This window comes from Paraburkholderia strydomiana (genome assembly GCF_046030495.1).
Lineage (GTDB): Bacteria > Pseudomonadota > Gammaproteobacteria > Burkholderiales > Burkholderiaceae > Paraburkholderia > Paraburkholderia strydomiana_A.
Genome location: NZ_JAQQCJ010000011.1, coordinates 93,158 through 111,771, shown reverse-complemented (window position 1 = coordinate 111,771; position 18,614 = coordinate 93,158). Strand labels below are relative to the sequence as shown.

11 protein-coding genes are annotated in these 18,614 nt (G+C 60.4%); 9 read left to right on the top strand and 2 right to left on the bottom strand.

What is annotated here, in order from left to right:
- The first annotated feature begins 187 nt into the window (after positions 1 to 187).
- Complete coding sequence (locus PQQ53_RS16570; RefSeq protein ID WP_408324934.1) at positions 188 to 3,322, top strand: acetoacetate--CoA ligase; 3,135 nt, start codon at positions 188 to 190, stop codon at positions 3,320 to 3,322.
- Positions 3,323 to 3,732: 410 nt separating this feature from the next.
- Here PQQ53_RS16570 and PQQ53_RS16565 read toward each other — a convergent pair whose 3' ends face one another.
- The gene (locus tag PQQ53_RS16565; protein ID WP_408144339.1) at positions 3,733 to 4,089 is read right to left on the bottom strand and encodes a ligand-binding protein SH3; all 357 of its coding nucleotides are present in this window, start codon (positions 4,087 to 4,089) and stop codon (positions 3,733 to 3,735) included.
- 87 nt (positions 4,090 to 4,176) lie between these two features.
- A complete protein-coding gene (locus tag PQQ53_RS16560; RefSeq protein ID WP_408144341.1) occupies positions 4,177 to 5,598 on the bottom strand; it encodes a UbiA family prenyltransferase in 1,422 nt (473 codons plus the stop codon).
- Positions 5,599 to 5,855: 257 nt separating this feature from the next.
- Between PQQ53_RS16560 and PQQ53_RS16555 the strand changes: the two genes are divergently transcribed.
- From PQQ53_RS16555 to PQQ53_RS16520, 8 genes are all read left to right on the top strand, one after another.
- Entirely contained in the window at positions 5,856 to 7,037 is a 1,182-nt protein-coding gene (locus tag PQQ53_RS16555; RefSeq protein WP_408324932.1) for a hypothetical protein, read from the top strand.
- A gap of 290 nt (positions 7,038 to 7,327) precedes the next feature.
- Complete coding sequence (locus PQQ53_RS16550) at positions 7,328 to 8,572, top strand: glycosyltransferase family 87 protein (RefSeq protein WP_408324930.1); 1,245 nt, start codon at positions 7,328 to 7,330, stop codon at positions 8,570 to 8,572.
- 675 nt (positions 8,573 to 9,247) lie between these two features.
- Positions 9,248 to 10,333 (top strand): glycosyltransferase family 2 protein, encoded by a 1,086-nt coding sequence (locus PQQ53_RS16545; protein ID WP_408144347.1) that lies wholly within the window; start codon positions 9,248 to 9,250, stop codon positions 10,331 to 10,333.
- 20 nt (positions 10,334 to 10,353) lie between these two features.
- On the top strand, positions 10,354 to 11,853 hold the full coding sequence (locus PQQ53_RS16540; RefSeq protein ID WP_408324928.1) for a N,N-dimethylformamidase beta subunit family domain-containing protein: 1,500 nt from the start codon (positions 10,354 to 10,356) through the stop codon (positions 11,851 to 11,853).
- Positions 11,850 to 13,103, top strand: coding sequence for an O-antigen ligase family protein (locus PQQ53_RS16535; protein ID WP_408324926.1), 1,254 nt, complete (start codon positions 11,850 to 11,852; stop codon positions 13,101 to 13,103). The genes PQQ53_RS16540 and PQQ53_RS16535 overlap by 4 nt, the downstream gene beginning before the upstream one ends.
- A gap of 111 nt (positions 13,104 to 13,214) precedes the next feature.
- Positions 13,215 to 14,528 (top strand): cellulase family glycosylhydrolase, encoded by a 1,314-nt coding sequence (locus PQQ53_RS16530; protein WP_408144353.1) that lies wholly within the window; start codon positions 13,215 to 13,217, stop codon positions 14,526 to 14,528.
- A 115-nt stretch (positions 14,529 to 14,643) separates the two neighbouring features.
- Positions 14,644 to 16,905, top strand: a complete 2,262-nt coding sequence (locus PQQ53_RS16525) for a polysaccharide biosynthesis tyrosine autokinase (protein WP_408324924.1) — start codon at positions 14,644 to 14,646, stop codon at positions 16,903 to 16,905.
- Positions 16,906 to 17,045: 140 nt separating this feature from the next.
- On the top strand, positions 17,046 to 18,527 hold the full coding sequence (locus PQQ53_RS16520; RefSeq protein WP_408152950.1) for an MOP flippase family protein: 1,482 nt from the start codon (positions 17,046 to 17,048) through the stop codon (positions 18,525 to 18,527).
- The last annotated feature ends 87 nt before the right edge of the window (positions 18,528 to 18,614 follow it).

Genomic DNA, 18,614 nt, shown 5'->3' with positions numbered 1-18,614 from the left:
GTTCGTTAAAGCACATTCCAGCGCCGGGCGCGCGCGTACATTCTTTCTCATTCTTTCCAATTCTTTCTAAAGCGCCGCAGAGCATGCCGGACCGGATCGGCAAAGTGCCTCGCGAATCATTAAAGCAGGGTACATATGCGTCCGCTTTGTCGGCGGAGTATCTATTCCCTCCTGAGAGCTCTAAAACATGACGTCCTCCAATTGCTGCGACCCCATTGCCCGGGTCGCTAACAGCATCCGCACGCCCGTGTATGTACCGGCATCACAACGGATTGCCGCATCGCAAATGAGCGCGTTTGCTGCAGCGCTCCAGGTGCGCACGGGTTTGCCTCTGTCCGATTACACGCGACTGCACGAATTTTCGGTACGGGAATACCGGAGCTTCTGGCGTTGCTTTCTCAAGTGGTGTACCGACATCGAAACTGCGGGCGAAGTCGAGCCGGTTTGCGTCGGCGAAGACATCGAGCGCGCGAGATTTTTTCCGCGCCTCGAACTCAGCTATGCAGATAGCCTGCTCGGTTCGGCCATTGCCGGCGCCGATGCTCCTGCATTGTCCGAGTGTCATGTAGACGCGCCGCGCGTGCGCCTGACGCGCGGCGAACTGCGCGAGCGAGTGGCTAGTCTCGCTTGCACGCTCGAACGTCTCGGGTTGCGCAGCGGTGATCGTGTGGCCATGGTCATGCGCAACGACGCGCAGGCCGTCATCTGTACGCTGGCCGTCGCCGCGCTCGGCGCGACGGTGGCGAGCGCGTCACCGGAGATGGGGGCCGATGCGCTGCTCGATCGCTTCGTCCCGCTTGCGCCACGGCTGCTGTTCGCACACACGGCCACGCGTGCGTTCGACAGGGGCACGCCGCTCGCGGAGAACATTGCTGGTCTCGCGTCGGCGATGCCGTCGCTCGAAGGCATTGTCAGCCTCGATGACGGACCGTTGCCCGACAGCGTCACGCTGCCGGTTCACGCGCTTCGCGCCCTGATTGCACAATCCGATCCGGCAGACTTCGTCTGGCGGCGCTTTCCGTTCAATCATCCGCTGTTCATCATGTTTTCGTCGGGTACGACCGGCAAGCCGAAATGTATCGTGCATGGCGCCGGCGGCACGCTCCTCGAACACCTGAAGGAGCATCGGCTGCATACCGACTTGCGCCCCGGCGACAAGCTCTACTTTCAGACCAGCTGCGCGTGGATGATGTGGAACTGGCAGCTCTCGGCGCTTGCATCGGGAGTCGAGATCGTCACATACGACGGCCCGCTTGCGACGGTCGATACTTTGTGGCGTATTGCGGCCGATGAACGGGTGAATGTGTTTGGCACGAGCCCCGCCTATCTGAAGATGTGTGAGCAGGCGAATCTCGAGCCTGCACGGCAATTCGACCTTTCAGCGCTGCGCGCGATGCTGTCGACAGGCGCGGTCCTGTTCGACTCGCAGTATGACTGGGTAAGGGAGCACGTCGGACCGTTGCCGCTGCAGTCGATTTCGGGCGGCACCGATATCATCGGCTGCTTCGTACTTGGCAATCCAAACTTGCCGGTCTATGCGGGTGAAGCGCAATGCAAGAGTCTGGGGCTCGATGTTCAGGCGTGGAGTGACGGCCGACCGGCGGTGGGCATTGGCCATCTCGTCTGCACGAATCCATTTCCTTCACGACCGGTTGGGTTTTTTGGCGATACGGACGGTACACGTTTTCATGCGTCGTATTTTGCGGCTAACCCCGGCGCCTGGACGCACGGCGACCTCATCGAATTTTCGCCGCGAGGATCGGCGCGCATGCACGGCCGCTCTGATGGCGTGCTGAACGTCGGCGGTGTGAACGTCGGCCCCGCGGAAATCTACCGCATTTTGAACGATATTCCCGGTATTCGTGACGCGATGGTCGTCGATCGGAATGCGGCCGGTTCGTTGTCCCATGCAGGCCGCCATGGGGCGAATTCGACCTTGACCGCAGGTTCGCGCGAACGAGGCATCGTTCTGCTGCTGGTATTGCAAGCCGGTGTCGAGCTTTCCGCCGCATTGCTGTCGCGTGTGCGCGCCGATCTCGTTCGCCGTGCGTCGCCTGCGCATGTGCCGGGATTGGTCCTCGCGGTCGAAGCACTGCCGACCACCCATAGCGGCAAGCCGTCGGAGGCCGCGGCGCGCGACGCCATCAACGGAGTGCCGGCCAGAAACGCCGGGGCGTTGCGCAATCCCGAGTGTCTTGACGCCATCCGCTGGCAAGCGTCGCAGAACCTTGAAAAAGGCTCGCTGCCGTTGCCCGGCAATACGCGCGAGCAGATGGAGTCGTACCTGCGGGCATTGTGGGAACGCATGTTCGGTTTCGGACCGATAAGCAGCGACGACAACTTCTTCGACCTGGGCGGCGATTCGCTTCTCGCCGCGGAGATGGCGAGCCATATACACGAAGCGACCGGGCAGACGATCTCGCTGACGAACCTGATGACCGCACCGACCGTCGCGCAGATCGCCGATATCCTCGAGGCCGGCCCTGTGAGCGCGCCGTCGAGCGCATTGGTGCCGATGCGCGCGGGCAACGGGACGCCGCTTTTTCTCGCCCACAGTGTCACCGGCTCGGTAATGGAATGCCGGGCGTTGATTGGCGCGCTGCGAAGCGGAAGGCCGGTGTACGGACTCAACGCACATGGCCTGGAGGGCGAGAAAGCGCCGCAACAGCATGTCATCGACATGGCGCGCGACTACGTGGCGCAGATACGCCAGTTGCAGCCGCACGGGCCGTATGCGCTGGCTGGCTACTCTTTTGGCGGCCTGATCGCTCTTGAGATCGCCCAGCAACTGCATCGCGCCCGCGAGCGCGTCGAGATGCTGTGCCTCGTCGACACCTATGTCAATGAGCGGTATCTGCCGTGGGATGCCTGGATGCGTTACGAAGGCCGCTACGTCGTCGAGCAATGGCGGACGTTCCGCGACATGTTGTCGGCGCAACGTACCCGATACGTGTCCGCCAAGCTGGCGGCGGCGGTTGACCGGGCGCGGCTGCGCCTGGGGCGCACGGCGCGCAGGCTCGAACCCGATGCTGTCGGGTTGCCTCCTGTGCTGCTGCGCGTACGCCAGGCCATGCAGGTTGCGATGGCTACGTACCGGCCGAAGCGATATCGCGCCGGCCCGATCCTGTATGTTCGCGCGTCGACCCGAATAGAGGGCCGCGGGAATCCATTGCCGTTGTGGCAGCGGGTTGCGTGCCGCGGATTGAAGGTCATCGACGTGGCGGGAGGCCACAGCGATATGGTCTTCAGACCGAACGCGGATGTAGTTGCCGCGGCGCTCGATGCGGCGTTGTCGGGCAATCGGGCCGCGATCGATTCCTAGTACCGCTTATGAACCTGGATGAGGTATGCCCGGCGACTTGCTGGGCTGCCTCGCCGGTATGGATCCGCTCGGCAAACGCCAGCTTCACGCCGCGCCCGCTCAACACCCGCCCATTGCGCGAGCCAGTTGCTCGACCTGCGCGCGATCCTGCGCATTGGCCGGTGTCACCTGTCACCTCCAAGGCGGGCAACTGCTCCAAGGTATCCACGGCCAGATGCACTTCGAGCCCTCGCGACGCTTCGCGCGATTGGGCAACATGCGCCTTTGGGGCACCACTGCGGGGCCAGCCAGCGCAACACATTCAAGCCCTTCAAGCAGGTCGTGCAGGCGTCGCTCGCGGTCTTCCCGTGCAAGAGGGCGCGCCACCCGGCTTCACGCACGGCATGTGGAGAAACATGCCCAACGCCGCGTCACGAATAGATCATATAGATGCCGGCCGCAAGTAGCGCCGCGCCGGCCGCAGCCTTGACTGTCACCGCTTCGCCGGCGAACAGGCCATAGCCGAACAATTCGATGATCGTGATGCCGACCATCAGCGGGTACGCGACGCTCAGCTCTACACGACGCAATGCGACCGCGTACAGCACGAAACCTGCGCCATAGGCGCCGATCGCGCCCGCGCGCATCAGCATCGGCCCGCTGGTCAGCGTGCCCAGAGACAGCAGGCCGCCGGAAGTCTGTACTGTGTTCATGGTTGCCGCAATGCGCAGCAGGACACTGGCAACCGCACTGAGCGTGCCGGCTGCAAAAAGAAGAAAGATCGCCATTCGTTGCTATTCGTTGTTATCGAGTGGGCGCGGTGCGCCGGTGGGCGTCGAGCCGGTCATTGCGTTGCGCCAGACCGGCTCGGATCGCTATGCTGCCAGAACAATACTGGCAACGCACGCCGTCAGCACGCACAGACTCACTTTGTCCTTCAACGCGAACACGATCGGATCGTCATGCATTTTTCCGCGGAATGCGGTGATCCATACCCGGCTGACCCAGAACAGCATCAGCCCGAACAATGCCCAGAGGCCTTCCTGGTGGCGGTACATCAGTTGTACTTCGGGCGAATTCAGGTACAGCGCCAGCACCAGTGCCGCCGTGTAGCCGGCCGCGATGCCGAATGACTGCAGGATCGCCAGATCTTGTGTGATATAGCCACGTCCGGCCGCGGCGGACTTGCCTTCCTTCAGGATCACGTTCAGTTCGGCGTAGCGCTTGACCATCGCAAGGCTCAGGAAGATCGACACCGAGAACAGGATCAGCCAGTACGACAGCGGAATCTGCCCCGCCGCGCCGCCGGCGACGATTCGCGCGGTATAGAGCGTCGCGAGCGAGAACACATCGACGAGCATCAGCCGCTTCAGTATGAACGAATAGGCCAGCGTCAGCGCGAAATACAGGCCTAGCACCAGCACGAACTTCGCGGGCAGAAACGTCGTGAGTATCGCGGTGAGCATCAGCAATACGGCGGTCAGCGCGACGCCGAACGACAGCGGCAGCTTGCCGGAGGCAAACGGCCGGTTGCGCTTGCGAATATGGCGACGGTCCGCGTCGAGGTCGAGCATGTCGTTGACCAGATACACGGACGACGCGCACAGGCTGAACGCGAAGAACGCGATGGTCGCGTTGAGAACTGCGGTCGCATTGGTGAACTGGTGCGCCGCAAGCAGCGGCAGAAACACCAGCGTGTTCTTGCACCACTGGTAGACGCGCGTCGCCTGCAGCACGACGCGCAGCGGCGGCCGCACCTCATCGAACAGAATGATCTGCTGGTTGACCTTGCGGGCCGCTGCTGCAATCTTCTGGTTGCCGACCACGATCGCGGCATGCGCGCGCTTCCAGACCGGCACGTCGGTCATGTCGTTACCGCAGTAGTCGAAGCCTTGTTCGCCGAAGCGGCCCGCAAGTGCGCTGGCCTTATTGTTGCCGCGCAGGTTCAACTCGCCATTGCTGGCCATGACGCCGCTGAAAATGCCAAAGTGAGCAGCGATCTGCTCCGCGAACTGTTCGTTGGACGCGGTGCACAGGTACAGCTCGCGTCCGCTCTGCTGCTCGGTCCGAAGGTAGGCGACCAGCCGGTCGTTGTACGGAAGGATCCCGACATCGATCGTCACACGTTTCGCGATCTGGTCCTTCAGGTAACCTTTGCCGCGCAGCAGCCAAACCACGCACATGAAGATGTACAGCGGGTTCTTCTTGAGCAATACCAGGAGCGATTCGGCCAACAGATCGGTTCGCGCAAGCGTGCCATCAAGATCGACGCACAATGGAAGAGCGTGAGACGACATGGCGACACCTATTGGCAAAGAAAGCGATTGATCGGCGCAAAACATGGGCATGCGGCCGTACGCAGGCCACAGTGCCGATCCTAAGGCGCGGTAGTTGAGGCATCTGTTCGGCATCGCACATGGCGGAGCAGCGCCGCCGCAGACAGCAAATCGCCCTGGAGTGCGCTATCGCACAGACGTGAGGTGCCGCGCCATTACGATGGCGGGATCAGTGCTGGATTCGGCTGATAAATCCAGCCATGTGATCAGGAGTTCCAATGTCGAATCGAGTCGCGTTGCCCCGTCCCACCGCATGGATCCTCCTTGTCTTCATCTATTACCTCGCCGCGGCAGCATCGTTCAGTGGTTTCTTCATCAAGTGGCATTTCTCCGAGACCGAGAAGTACTCGCTTCCGCAGATGCTGGAGGGCACGTCCACACGACCGTTCGTTTATCGGCAATTGCTGCCGATGACCGCCAACGCAATCGACAGCGTCATTCCGCAACACGCCAAAACGACGTTCCTGAATAAGCTGGCCGAGGAGCCGCCGGTCTCGAACCCGATCCAGCGCTATTTTCCGGGCGCCACCGACGCGGCCAATCCGCAGTACGCACTGCGCTATTTCCTCGTCTATGCAATGTGTTTTTTGTCGATGTTCGCGGCGATGTTCGCGATTCGCGCCGCCTGCATCGAGGTCATTGGCGACAGGGTCGCCGCGACGCTCACACCGCTTGCGATTGCCGCAGTCTTTCCGTTGATCCTGACTGAAGGCGGCTACTATTACGACATGCCCGAGCTGATGTTCATGGCGCTCGGAATCTGGCTTGCAGTCAAGCGCAGGATCATTCCGCTCGCCGTCGTCACCGCGATCGCCACGCTGAACAAGGAGTCGTACCTGCTGTTCGTGCTGACGCTCGTCCCGTTCATCGCGCTGCGCCACCCGCGCAAGCAGACAATCATGCTGACGGGAGGCCTCGTTGCACTCGCGGCGGTGGTCAACCTGTTGATCAAGTCCCGGTATGCGGGCAACGCCGGTGGCGCGATGGAGTACCAGCTCATGTCGCACATTCAGTATCTGGCTAATCCGCGCAATTACTTCCGGATGGAGATGAATTACGGAATTCTGACCACGAAGGGGTTCAACGTCGTTCATCTGCTGCTGGTCGCGCTATTGCTGAGGGCCAGCTGGCGCGGCTTGCCGGCGGTCGTGCGTACGCACGCGTGGATCGCGCTGGTGATCACCGTGCCGCTATTTATCGCCTTCTGCTATCGGGACGAATTGCGCAATCTGAGCCTGCTGACGATGACGCTCGCGTTTGTGACCTGCACGACCATTTCGGCCGCGCTGCAGCAGGCGGCCGCGCGCGCTCAGCGGCAGACTGCACCGCTGCCGGCGGCACAGCCGCGCGTGGCTGCCTCCCGTGAGCCGGTCGCCGCACACGAGGTCGCCCCGCGCTGACGGAACCTGCTCCGGCTGATCGCGCGTTGCGTTCCGGCTCGGCTGACGTGTGATAGGTGAGATAACACACACTTCGATGAAATCTGCCATTTCATCCTGACGCATCTTTCGTCATGCTCGACCTGCCGTCAATTTTTCTCCAAAAAACATCTTGAATCATTCGAGAGGGTCGAGCCATGTCTTCCCACGCTGCCCTGAACGTAACCGACCCTGAGACAGCGGGCGGTTCTATAGCGAGCCGATCGCGACGGCATCTCTTTGGGCTGTGCCTGGTTGTATTCGTCACATCGATGGTCGAGGACATCGCGAATCGGCTCCTCGCGCACTTGGGGATCATCGGCAAGCACCCGTCAGGCCTGAATTATGCATTGACCTGGGTGCGCTCCTTAAGGACCCCGGGAGACGTCGACGACTCCTGGGGTCCGATGCGCGCCGCGCTCGGCTGGTTTCAGCAGCATGCCGGCGGCCGTCTCTACGAGCACATATTCTTCGTGGAGCGGGTGAAGTTCCAATACCCGCCGAGCAGCCTGTTGCCCCTTCATACGCTGTCACAATGGGGGATCGCTCCGTCCAACGCGCTCCTGAACTGGATCAACTTCTGGATGGTCCTGGCCAACGTTCTGGCCGCGGGCGCGCTGGCATTCACGCTGGCGCGGCGCTCGCCGGGACATGCGCCACGGCGCTGGCAGTTTGCAGTCGTCAGTGCAGTCGGCGCGCTGCTGTTTTGCCCGTTGCTCAAGGCGTTCGATTTGGGTCAGTTACAGGTCTGGATCAACGCGTTGTTCGCACTGTCCGCCCTGGCGTGGCTTCTGGGCCGCAAGGAACTGGCGGGCGTTCTGATTGGTTTGATATGTCTGCTCAAGCCGCAGTTCGTCATGTTCATGGTGTGGGGCTTGCTCAGGCGTGAGTGGCGCTTCCTTGCGGGCTGGGGCGCGGTCGCGGCGGTGGGGGCTGTCGCATCGCTTGCGGTCTTCGGCATACAGAACCATCTCGACTACCTGGCGGTGCTGCGTGCGCTGTCGCGCACCGGTGAAGCGTTCATTGAAAACCAGTCGGTCAATGGCCTGCTGAACAGACTGCTTGGCACCGACGCGACTCCGGCCGTATGGAAGATCCACGAATTTCCATCGTTCAATCCGGTCGTCTACACCGGCACGCTCGTCACCTCGGTCTTGATCGTCGGCGCAGCGCTGCTCGTTCCGCTGCGCGGTAAGGAGTCCTCCGGCCTGCTCGACTTCCTCGGTGCGGCGCTGTCGTTTACGATGGCCTCGCCGATCGCCTGGGATCATCACTACGGAATCTTGCCGGTCATCTACATTGCGATGATGTTCGTGTTGCTCAGCCGCAGTGCGTCACCCGCCAGAACTTTGGGACTGGTGGTGCTATTGGTGTCGTACATCTTCACCGGGCACGGACTGGGCGGCTCCTGCACGCTATGGGGCGCGCTTGCGTTGCTCGGCCTCATTTACTGGGCGAATCGGGCTCCGCGCGGTGTGGCGGGAGTTCGCAGCGGCCAGCGCGAGCTGGCTACGTAAGCGTCGCCTCAAAGCCCAGCGCACAGAACTCGCCGCAGAGCCCCCACCAACGCGGCACGGCGCATGATCCAGTCACGGTGAGCGCGACATGACTGGACGAGCGCGCTTATCTGCCGGTCAGCCAGATCGGCCAGCGCTGCCCGACCGGTTTTCGCACCACGGTCACATGCTGGTGCAAACAGCTCACGAGCAATCGGCCGCATTTCTCGTTTCGCCAGACAGATCAGCCGGCGCAGAAGACGGGACGCCATTTGGCGTGCCGCGTGCCGCCCTCATGGGGCTGGGCATGGCGCCGGAATGGGGGCAATTGTCTGGGGTTTGCCGGGACGTCAGGGCGCGCTCACGGTCGAGCATGTGTGCCTCCACTGTGGGCTTCCGAACGGACGATATCGTTCGCCGCAGCGGAATATGGGGGCGTACAACGAGGGGCGTGCCGAAAAAAATCACATGGTCGCCGTCAAACGACTCGAAATCGATTTGAAGGTCGGTGCGGCTCACAAAGCGAACAAAGCGTCACGCGAGCGATTCGCGCGGTCCGCTGGGGTCATTCCAGAGACACGGTTCGTGATGGCTGCTGGAGCTTGTGGCAGGACGCGCCGGGGTGATATCCGCCTCACTGCCTTCGTAAAGGGCGGGGCGATTTCGAATAATCGATATTGAAGGGTAACCCGTCCTATGAAACCAGTGGATGAAGGTAGTGGCGAGACAATTTTATCCGTGATAATTCCGGCGTTTAACGTCGAGCATTATATCGGCCTCGCAATCAAATCAGCACTCGCTCAACCACGCTCCGACGAGTTCGAGATCATCGTGATCGACGACGGATCGACAGACGGCACGCTGGCTCAGATCCTCAAAATCAAGGAAAGCGCGCCTGAGCACCGCATTACCGTGATTCATCAGGAAAATCAGGGCGTTTGCGCAGCTCGCAATGCCGCGATGAAGTACGCGAAATCCCGTTACATCGCCTTTCTCGATTCCGATGATGAATGGGCGGCGAACTTCTCGGACATGATCATGCCGTTGCTCGATGCCGACACGGCGGACATCATTGAATTCAACGTGGGTATGGCGGATCCGAGCGGTCGCATCGTCGACGAGCTCCTGATCGTGAACGACGCAACGGTCGGCCTGCGTACGAACAATACCGCGAGGCTGCTGGAATTCGCCCGCATTTGCCAGATGCATTGCTGCCCGCGAATTTTTCGCCGCGACCTGTGGGATGGCGTAGATTTTCCAGCCGGCCGCGTCTACGAAGAATGCTCTGCAATGCCGATTGTCTATAAGCGCGCTCGCACCTTGTACGGCATTCCTGATCGGCTTTACTACTATCGTCGACGTCCAGGGAGTATTACGCAGGTCACGACACTCAAGTCAGTCGAAAGTGTCGCTCAGTTCTCGGCCGAGGCCCTCGATAAGAGCGGAACTGGACAGGATGCCGCCTATTGGCTTCTGCTGTTTCATAAATTTTTCGCCATCCAGTGTTTTCTGACGTCCCGGGTCGACTCGTCCGTCTTTCCTGCAGCGATGAAACTCGTCGAGGCGACCGCTGAAGAGTATCGGGACTTCGCCGTACAGCATAAAGAGCCGTTGCCCGCGCTGCGTTTTCGCACACAGATATTGGTCAATCGTCGCGTGTTCAAGGTGAAGCGACTGATCAAGCGGGCGCTCGGCATGGAGCTGCGGACACCCGTAGTCGCACCACGCCGCATCGACGCGCCTGGTGCAAACGGCCATCGCTGGGCCGGCAATCATAAGTGACTTTTCGGGGCGCGCGAGGCATGCAACTCTATCCACTACAAACATCTTTCACCGCAGGCGAGTCCTTCGACCTCGCGGTGCAGCCGCGCAGCAGGTTCTCGATAGCGATCTATCAGCAACAGGACGCGGAGTCGATGATCTGCGTGGGCGGGGTGGTCGCGACAGGTACGCGGGACGTAACGGCAAAGCTGATCAACGGCAAGTACGTATTCGAATCGACGCGCGAGCGCCTGCCGGTTCGATTCGACGCGGACTGGAACTGGCCGACGATCACGGTGAAGCCGGATATCGAGAGGCTGGAAAGCGGGGCCTATGCAGCGATTGCGTACGAAGTCGGCCCGAGCGGCGAACCGCTTACGGATCTGGGTCGTCGCTGTGTTGCGCGTCAGCCCATCTTCGCAACGCCGCCAGACAGCGACAGCATGGCGCTCATTATCGTGCGGCCACGTTCACCGGCCGCGCCGATCGCGTACGTGGTGCCGATCGCCACGTACCACGCTTACAACTCGATGGGCGGCGGCTGCTTTTACGGTGATCCGGTTCACCGCACGCATCCGCAGACGAAAGTCACGCTTCTCCGGCCGGGTGGCGGGCTCGGCGCTCAACTTGGCTATCCCGACGATGCCTATGACCGGCGCTCGCCGCGCCAGCATTTCACGCATTGGGACGCGAAGTTCATCCGCTGGCTGCGCGCGCACGATTTCGCCTGTGATTTCTATACCGACGTGGACCTGCATCGCGCCACCGACCTGGATCTGACTCGATATCGCTGCATGCTGAGCGTCGGACACCATGAATACTGGAGTCAGCCAATGCGCGACCATGTCGCGCGTTTCATTGCCGGCGGCGGGAATCTGGCCGTGTTCAGCGGCAATACCTGCTACCGGCCGGTCGATTTCGGGGCGGATGCGGATGTGAACAATATCAAGGTCATGAACCGGCTTGCCGAGTCCTGGCCGGATTACAGCGAGAGCAATCTCCTTGGCTTGAGCTATGGCTATGGCGGCGCGAAATACGGTGTCTGGAGCCGCCTCAGACGCAAATGGGTCAAACCCGAACGCGAGCCAATCGGCTATACGGTGCGGCTCGCGGACCATTGGGTATTTGCCGGGACGCACGTCAAGGACGCGCAGACGTTCGGCGCGGAAGATCGTCTGGTCGGCTACGAGGCCGACGGCGTGCCGCCCACACCAAACGGATTCGTGATGCTGGCTGATTCGACGAAGCTCGTGGGCTGGGACGTAGGCGGCGCCGCCGCCATGGGCGTGTTCAAACCCGATCTGGGTGATGGGGCGAATTCGGGGCAGGTGTTCAATTGCGGCACCACCGATTGGCCGCGCGTCCTGATGGATGAGAACGCCAGCAGCCACGCCATCGTCGCGCGGATTACGCTCAATGTGATGCGAAATTTCGTGGGCCTCGCTGCGCAGGATGCTTCACTGGAAAACACAGCGCTTGGCGAACCGGTTGCCTGCGAGCGCAACGAACATGCAGCGCCGATTGGTGCGGGGAACTCATGATGGGCCCGCTCTGGATATTGACTTTCTTCCTCGGTGTGATGAGCGATGTCATGTCGGGGGCGATTCGCTACTACACGTCGCTGGCGGGCGCGCCGCAAGCCATCTATCTGCCCAAGGTGATGATGGCCGTATGCATGTTGCTCATCGTACTGAGACGTCCCAAGGTCAGTCACCTGCTCGTATCGATGTTCTTCGCGATGCAAGTATGCGTGTCGCTTTTCAACGGCGTCAGTCTCAACGCGGCGATTTTCTGGGCGTGGATGATGCTGCCGATGTTGTTCACCATGCTGGCGCCGCCGGAAGCGCTGGCGATTATCGAGAAGCCGGGCGCGCGGATTACGGTCGTCATCATCGCCATCGTGTGTATGGCCGGCGTGCTGGTGAACTATTTCGGCTATTTCAAGCCGTTGCCCTGGATCGGGGCGAACACGATGGTGGACGGCACGGCGGTGCACGTCGCGAATTCCAACTACGTCGGCGAGGCGCCGCGTTTGCCGGGTTTTGGGCGCGACAGCGCCGCAACGGGGCTCATGATCGGCCTGCTGGCCACCTGGCTGCTGCCCAGATTCCGCTCGCTCAGTCTCGTGTCGATGATGCTCGCGGTAGCGGGACTCTCAATCTGGGCAACGACCAACAAGACGTCGCTGGTTGCGCTTGTGATCGTCCTCGGAGTAGATCGTTTCTGCAAGCTGGATACGATCCGCAAAAGCGTTATCTGGGCTGGGGCGGCGGCGCTCCTCGTACCGCTCGCTGCGTTCGCGATCTCGGCGGCGATCAATGACTCGATGTTTGACGGTGGCGCGCTCAGCTCGTTCCAGGATCGATTCGAGCGTACATGGCCGTTCCTCTTGCAGGGCATGCTTCGCGAGAACCTGATCTGGTTGGGGATTGGTCCCGGCGGGTTTGGCGCGGCGACCGATTACTACCGCAACAACTTCGGTTTCAACATCGGTTATGCAGACAATATCGCGCTGTACGCGATCGCGAACTTTGGCGTAATTGGCCTAGCTATCTTCGTCACTCTGTTATCTAGAATACTGTTCTCCAGTGCGTCCAGAGATAGAGTTGCATGGACGATGATGATGTTTCTACTCATCAGCGGCATCACCACGGATATCTTTGAATCGCTTGGTTGCCTGCTGTTCTTCGGCCTCGCCGCGAAGACTCTTTGGCTGGGTGTGGGCGTACAGCGCTTCCATATGCGTCCCGGTTTTGTGCTGTCCGTCAGGCATCGAAGATCGACGTTTTGATGATCCGGACACGAAAAAAAAATGAACTGACATTGACGGGGTGCAGTTAGCCGACGATGCCGGTCAGGGGGTTAGATGAAAGTTCAGAGAGACAGGCGATCGAGCCGGATCGTGATTCTCCTTGTGGGCTTCGCGGGATTGGCGCTTGCGCTTGCGGGTTCATTGGCTATTCGAGCCTTTGCCATGCCGGCGGGGTCGGTGGTGATCCTGAGCGGAGTGGCAACTAAGGACGAAGAGCCCTACGTCCAGCTGCCGTCGTTCGCGGCGTCTCGGGCCGAGACGGGTGTGGCGATTCACGAGGTCAACGATACGCGCTTGCTGGATGCTGTAAAAGATGTGGGCTTCTCTTTTGTTCGTACGGATCTCTTCTGGGAAGACGTTCAAGCGCCCGACGGCTGGCATTTCGGCGCATACGACAAGCTGGTATCCGATGGCGCGGCAAGAGGTCTGGGTGTGCTGTTTATCCTTGGCTACAAACACTATGAGTTCAGCCCGGATCAGCCGCCGACGACAACGAGTCAGCTTGGCGCGTTCTACACGTATGTTTATCAGTCAGCGCAACGCTATCGCGGTGCCAACGTAAGGTTCGAGGTCTGGAACGAAGAGGATCACAAAATGTACTGGCTGGCTGAGCCGTCTCCCCCGAGATACCGGAACCTGCTGACGACCGCAGTGAAGGCAGCCCGCGCAGCCAATCCGGACGTGAAGATTGCGTCGGGAGGCGTGCAGCAGGTCAACCGTACATTCATTCGGGCTGTCGGTGACATTTCCAGTCCGGCGCTGCGCGGCGCCGACGCGATCAGTGTGCATCCCTACCGGCAGCAGGATCCGGAGTCGGTCTTCGCCGACTACCGTGCATTGCGTGCGGACCTGGCGACGTATAAGAATGCGCCGGCCATCTGGGCAACGGAATGGTCATACCCGAGCTACGGCTACAGGTATGTCTCCGGGATCGAGAACGGGCATTCGCCGAAGGCGCGCGCACTCCAGGCGAGATATGCGGTGCGGCGCTTTCTGGTCGACTGGATCGCCGAAGTGGGGCTCACGGCTTATTACGACATGCGCAACGACGGTACGAGCCCAACGAATCAGGAGCACAACTTTGGTCTGCTGGATGAGAACAACAACAGGCTGCCGGCCTATAACGCATCGAAGTATCTGTTCTCATTTACGGCCGATGCAACCAGTGCGAAGTACTTCATCAACGAACACGAGAAATATATCGTCCTCAAACTAGGGACCCGAGCGGGCACCGTGAAATATGTGCTCTGGTCCTATGACAACGGCGATGCATTGAAGCTGGACGCGTCGCACTTGCCGCGTCATGCAGTCGTGACTGACATGTACGGCAAGGTTTTAACGACGACGGATGGGCTTGCAATACCTGAAACGCTTGGGCCGGTTTTTGTCAGCGTGCCGTCGTAGCGCAACACGTACGGCGTGAGTGGAAGTTCCCGGACAGTTCCGCTTGAGCAGTCTGGAAAGTGGAAGCTTGTGTGTTCTAACGAGGTCTCCCTCGTCTTTTATCGCGGAAAATAAAATGAGTTCATACATCGGGCAATCGCCAATGGGCATAATTCCCGCCAAAAACGACGGACTTTCCGGCCTTTGGCGAAGCATCGCTCGACACAAGTTGCTATTTGCAACGATTGTCGGCGTGTGCTGTCTGGTGGGCGGCCTGTACATTCTGGCCGCGACGCCGCAATACCGGGCTGACGCGCTGCTGCGTGTACAGATCAAGCCAGGCGCGTCGATCAGCGCGCTATCCGACGTATCCGGAACGATGTCGTCGGACCAGTCCGCGGACGATGAAACCGATGTTCTGAGCTCGCGCACGATTGTCGGCGAAGCAATCGCGGCAACGGGGAGCGATACGGTTGTGCGCACGGAAAGTTACTTTCCGTTGATCGGCCGCTATTTCGCATCGCGCCATGCCGCCAGCAACCGGTTGAGGAAGCCGTTTCTGGGGCTGAGCGGATTTGCCTGGGGTGGCGAGCAACTGAAGCCCGGGATCTTCCAGGTGCCTGACGCCGCGCTGGGCGAGAAGTTTCGCGTGGTGACGGGTGAAGACGGCAACTGGACCTTGTATGACAAGGACGACCATCAACTTGTCCAGGGCCGTGTCGGGGAAACCGCGACATTCCAGGTCACGAACGATGATGAAGCCGGGTCTGGGAAACTGCGGATCGACGTCCTGCGCGCGCGGCCGGGTATCGAGTTTTCGCTGTCCAGACTGTCGCCGCAAGCGGCGTATGAAGACGTCAGCAGTCGGTTGAAAACTTCCGTGACTGCCCAGAATTCGTCGTTGCGCGATTCGTCGATGATGAGGTTGAGCTACCAGGCGACTTCGGCGATCGGCGCGGAACGGATGGTCAACGCGATTGTGAATGCTTTCGTGAAGCGCAACGTCGACGATCGCGCGGCCCAGGCGCACATGAAGCTCCAAACCCTGAGCGAACGGCTGCCGAAACTGAAGACCGAATTGCAGACCGCGGAAGACCGCCTGAATGATTTTCGGACGCAGAATCAGGCGATCGACATGGATCAACAAGGCGTATCGCTCATTTCGCGCATGAATGCGTTGGTTGAAAGGCAGGCCCAGTTGCGACTCGACTTCGAAGACAAGCGCCAGCTCTTCGGTCCGGAAAGCCCGACATATAGAGGGCTGGTTCAGCAATTGGAGCAGGTGGGCCGCGAGATTTCGCGCACCGGCGAGCTCACGAAGAATCTGCCGGCTACCCAGCGCGAATTCGTGAGATTGTCCAGCGATGTCTCCATCAACAAGCAGATCTACACCGGCGTGCTGGCCAACATCCAGCAGCTCGAAGTAGCGGCAGCGAGCACCGCCTCTGGCGTGAACGTCATGGACTGGGCCGTTGCGCCGGAGAAGCCGTCGTGGCCGCGCAAGGCGATCATTCTGCTCGGTTCGCTCCTCGGCGGATTGTTTGCCGCAACGGTCACGGTTCACTTCGTGTCGCTTCATCGCAGGGAATTCCGCACGCCGCAAGAAATTGACTACGTTTCCGATCTGCCGCGTCTCGCCGTGGTTGCGCGATCCAAGGCGCAGTTGCGCGGCGTCGCCGACTCGCGCAACAATCAGGATCAACCGATGAAACTGCTGGCGGTGAGCAGTCCGCGCGATCCGAGCGTCGAAGCATTGCGCGCATTGCCGAGCAGCGTGAGAGCCATGCTCGCGAAAGTCAGCAACGACCGGAACAACAAGGTGATTCTGTTCACCGGCCCGACACAAGGCGTCGGGAAAAGCTTTGTGTCGTCAAACTTCGCCTATCTGTTGTCGCAAACCGAGGAATCGGTTCTTCTGATCGACGGCGACATGCGGCAGGGGAAACTGGGCCGTTTGCAGCAGGACCCGGCGGGGCCGGGACTGGCGGAAGTACTCAAGAAAACGGCGACGCTCGACGAAGCGATCGTGAGACAGGACGGAACCAATCTGTCGGTGTTGGGAGCGGGCGATGCTTATCCGTCGAATCCTGCCGAGCTTCTCAGCAGTCCCGCTTTCCGGGAAATGCTCGGCACGCTTCGCGATACCTACGATTACGTGGTGATCGACTCGCCGCCGGTGCTTCCGGTGAGCGATGCCGTGACGATCGCGGCGCAAGGTTGCGATCTGGTTCTGCTCGTGTCGCGTGCCGACCATACCGGTTCCCGCCAGCTCGAAGAAACGCTTCAGCGTCTGGCGAACGTCGGTGCAAACGTCGGTGGGCATATTTTCAACGGCTTTCTGCCGTCACGATATGGCGAGAATGACGAGTACGGTCTGAAAGCCGGCCGGCGCTATTGAACTCGACCCGGACCTGATTCTGGTGGACCGCCAATCAGGTCCGGGCACACACTGCTACACCCGCTGATCTACAGCTGCGATTTTTTTCGAATACGCGTGCGACGGCGCTGCCCTGTGTAGTTTTAGACGATAGGAAAGTGATGTCACTACGAGAAAAAGCGATTTCCGGGGCGAAGTGGTCGGCGACGTCAATGGTCCTGACGGTCAGCGTGCAGTTCGTGCAGGTGGCCATATTGGCGCGCCTGCTCAGGCCAGCCGAGTTGGGTTTGGTGAGCATGGTGTCGCTGTTCACGACGCTGGCGGACATGTTTCTCGACATGGGATTGAGCACGGCGATCGTACAGCGTAAAAACGTGACCACGCAGGAGCTGTCTTCGCTGTACTGGCTCAATGTCATGTTCGGTGCGGTTCTGGGCGGAATCCTGCTCGCCGGAAGCGGTCTCGCGGCGTGGTTTTTCTCGGAGCCGGAGCTCAAGTCGCTGGTGGGTCTCGCTGCACTGTTGTTCTTCATCTCGCCGCATGGTTTGCAGTACCGGTCGCTGATGGAGCGGGAGCTGATGTTCAATATGCTCTCGAAGATCGAGGTTGCGTCCACGCTGATGTTGTTCGTCACGACGGTTGTCTTCGCGATGCGCGGCTATGGCGCCTACGCGCCGATTATCGGTGCACTGACCGGAACGGCATGTCGTACGGTTATGCTCAATGTCAGCGGGCGCAAGCTGCACAAGCCTGCATGGCGATTCCGACTCGCGGACACGAGGTCGTATCTAGGCTTTGGCGTCTTCCAGGCCATGGACGCGATGGTGTTCTACCTGAACTTCAATTTCGGCGGCATCGTGGCGGGCCGGTCGTTGGGCGCGGCTACGCTTGGTGGCTTTAACCTGGCACACAATTGCGCCGTCGGTTTTCCGGCGCGTCTCAACCCGTTCTTCACGCGCGTACTCTTTCCTGTCTTTTCGATCATCCAGGATGACACGGCGAAGCTTCGTACGAACTACTTCAAGCTGACGGGTTTCATGGCGATGTTCAACTTTCCGCTCGTGTTTGGGCTTCTGATCGCGGGCCCAGATTTTGTCGTGAGCATGTTCGGTGCGAAATGGCTCTGGATCACACCGATCATGCAATTGCTTTGTCTGGTTGGGGCATTCCGTTCCATAGGCCATCCGGTCACCTCGCTGATGATGGCGACGGGCAAGATCCGGCTGAGTTTCTGGTTCAACCTGGCGAAAACTGCGACGATGGTGCCCGCCATTATCATTGGCGCTTATCTGGGGGGTGCACTGGGCGTCGCATTCGGGCTACTCGCGGTCGAAGTGATCGCATTCCTGCCGATGTATCTGCTCTTGATCAAGCGCGTGCTGGGTCCGAGTCTCGGCGAGTATCTCAATGCCTGCTTCATTCCGCTGCGAATGACGGCGCCGATGGTGGCGAGCGTCTGGATCGCTTCCGGCCTGCTTCAGGGGGCCGTGCACCCCGGCGTGAAGCTAATCGTGGAAATTGCGCTGGGTGCCTTGGTTTTCGGTGCAACATTCCTGCTGGACCGATCGCTACTTTGTGCCGAGATCCGCGGCATTGTGCTCAAGATGGTGCGCAACGTGGTGTTGCGGCAGGGGCTGCAGTAATACTTCCTGCGCCTGAGCGTCGCGCGCGTCTCGCGCGTCTCGAGGTAACCGCGCCCGGAAACAATCCGCCAGTTCGGAGAATGGATC

Coding starts and splice junctions, on each gene's coding strand:
- PQQ53_RS16560 (WP_408144341.1), bottom strand. CDS start 5,598: ATGTCGTCTCACGCTCTTCCATTGTGCGTCGATCTTGATGGCACGCTT.
- PQQ53_RS16525 (WP_408324924.1), top strand. CDS start 14,644: ATGAGTTCATACATCGGGCAATCGCCAATGGGCATAATTCCCGCCAAA.
- PQQ53_RS16565 (WP_408144339.1), bottom strand. CDS start 4,089: ATGGCGATCTTTCTTCTTTTTGCAGCCGGCACGCTCAGTGCGGTTGCC.
- PQQ53_RS16570 (WP_408324934.1), top strand. CDS start 188: ATGACGTCCTCCAATTGCTGCGACCCCATTGCCCGGGTCGCTAACAGC.
- PQQ53_RS16545 (WP_408144347.1), top strand. CDS start 9,248: ATGAAACCAGTGGATGAAGGTAGTGGCGAGACAATTTTATCCGTGATA.
- PQQ53_RS16535 (WP_408324926.1), top strand. CDS start 11,850: ATGATGGGCCCGCTCTGGATATTGACTTTCTTCCTCGGTGTGATGAGC.
- PQQ53_RS16550 (WP_408324930.1), top strand. CDS start 7,328: ATGGTCGAGGACATCGCGAATCGGCTCCTCGCGCACTTGGGGATCATC.
- PQQ53_RS16540 (WP_408324928.1), top strand. CDS start 10,354: ATGCAACTCTATCCACTACAAACATCTTTCACCGCAGGCGAGTCCTTC.
- PQQ53_RS16555 (WP_408324932.1), top strand. CDS start 5,856: ATGTCGAATCGAGTCGCGTTGCCCCGTCCCACCGCATGGATCCTCCTT.
- PQQ53_RS16520 (WP_408152950.1), top strand. CDS start 17,046: ATGTCACTACGAGAAAAAGCGATTTCCGGGGCGAAGTGGTCGGCGACG.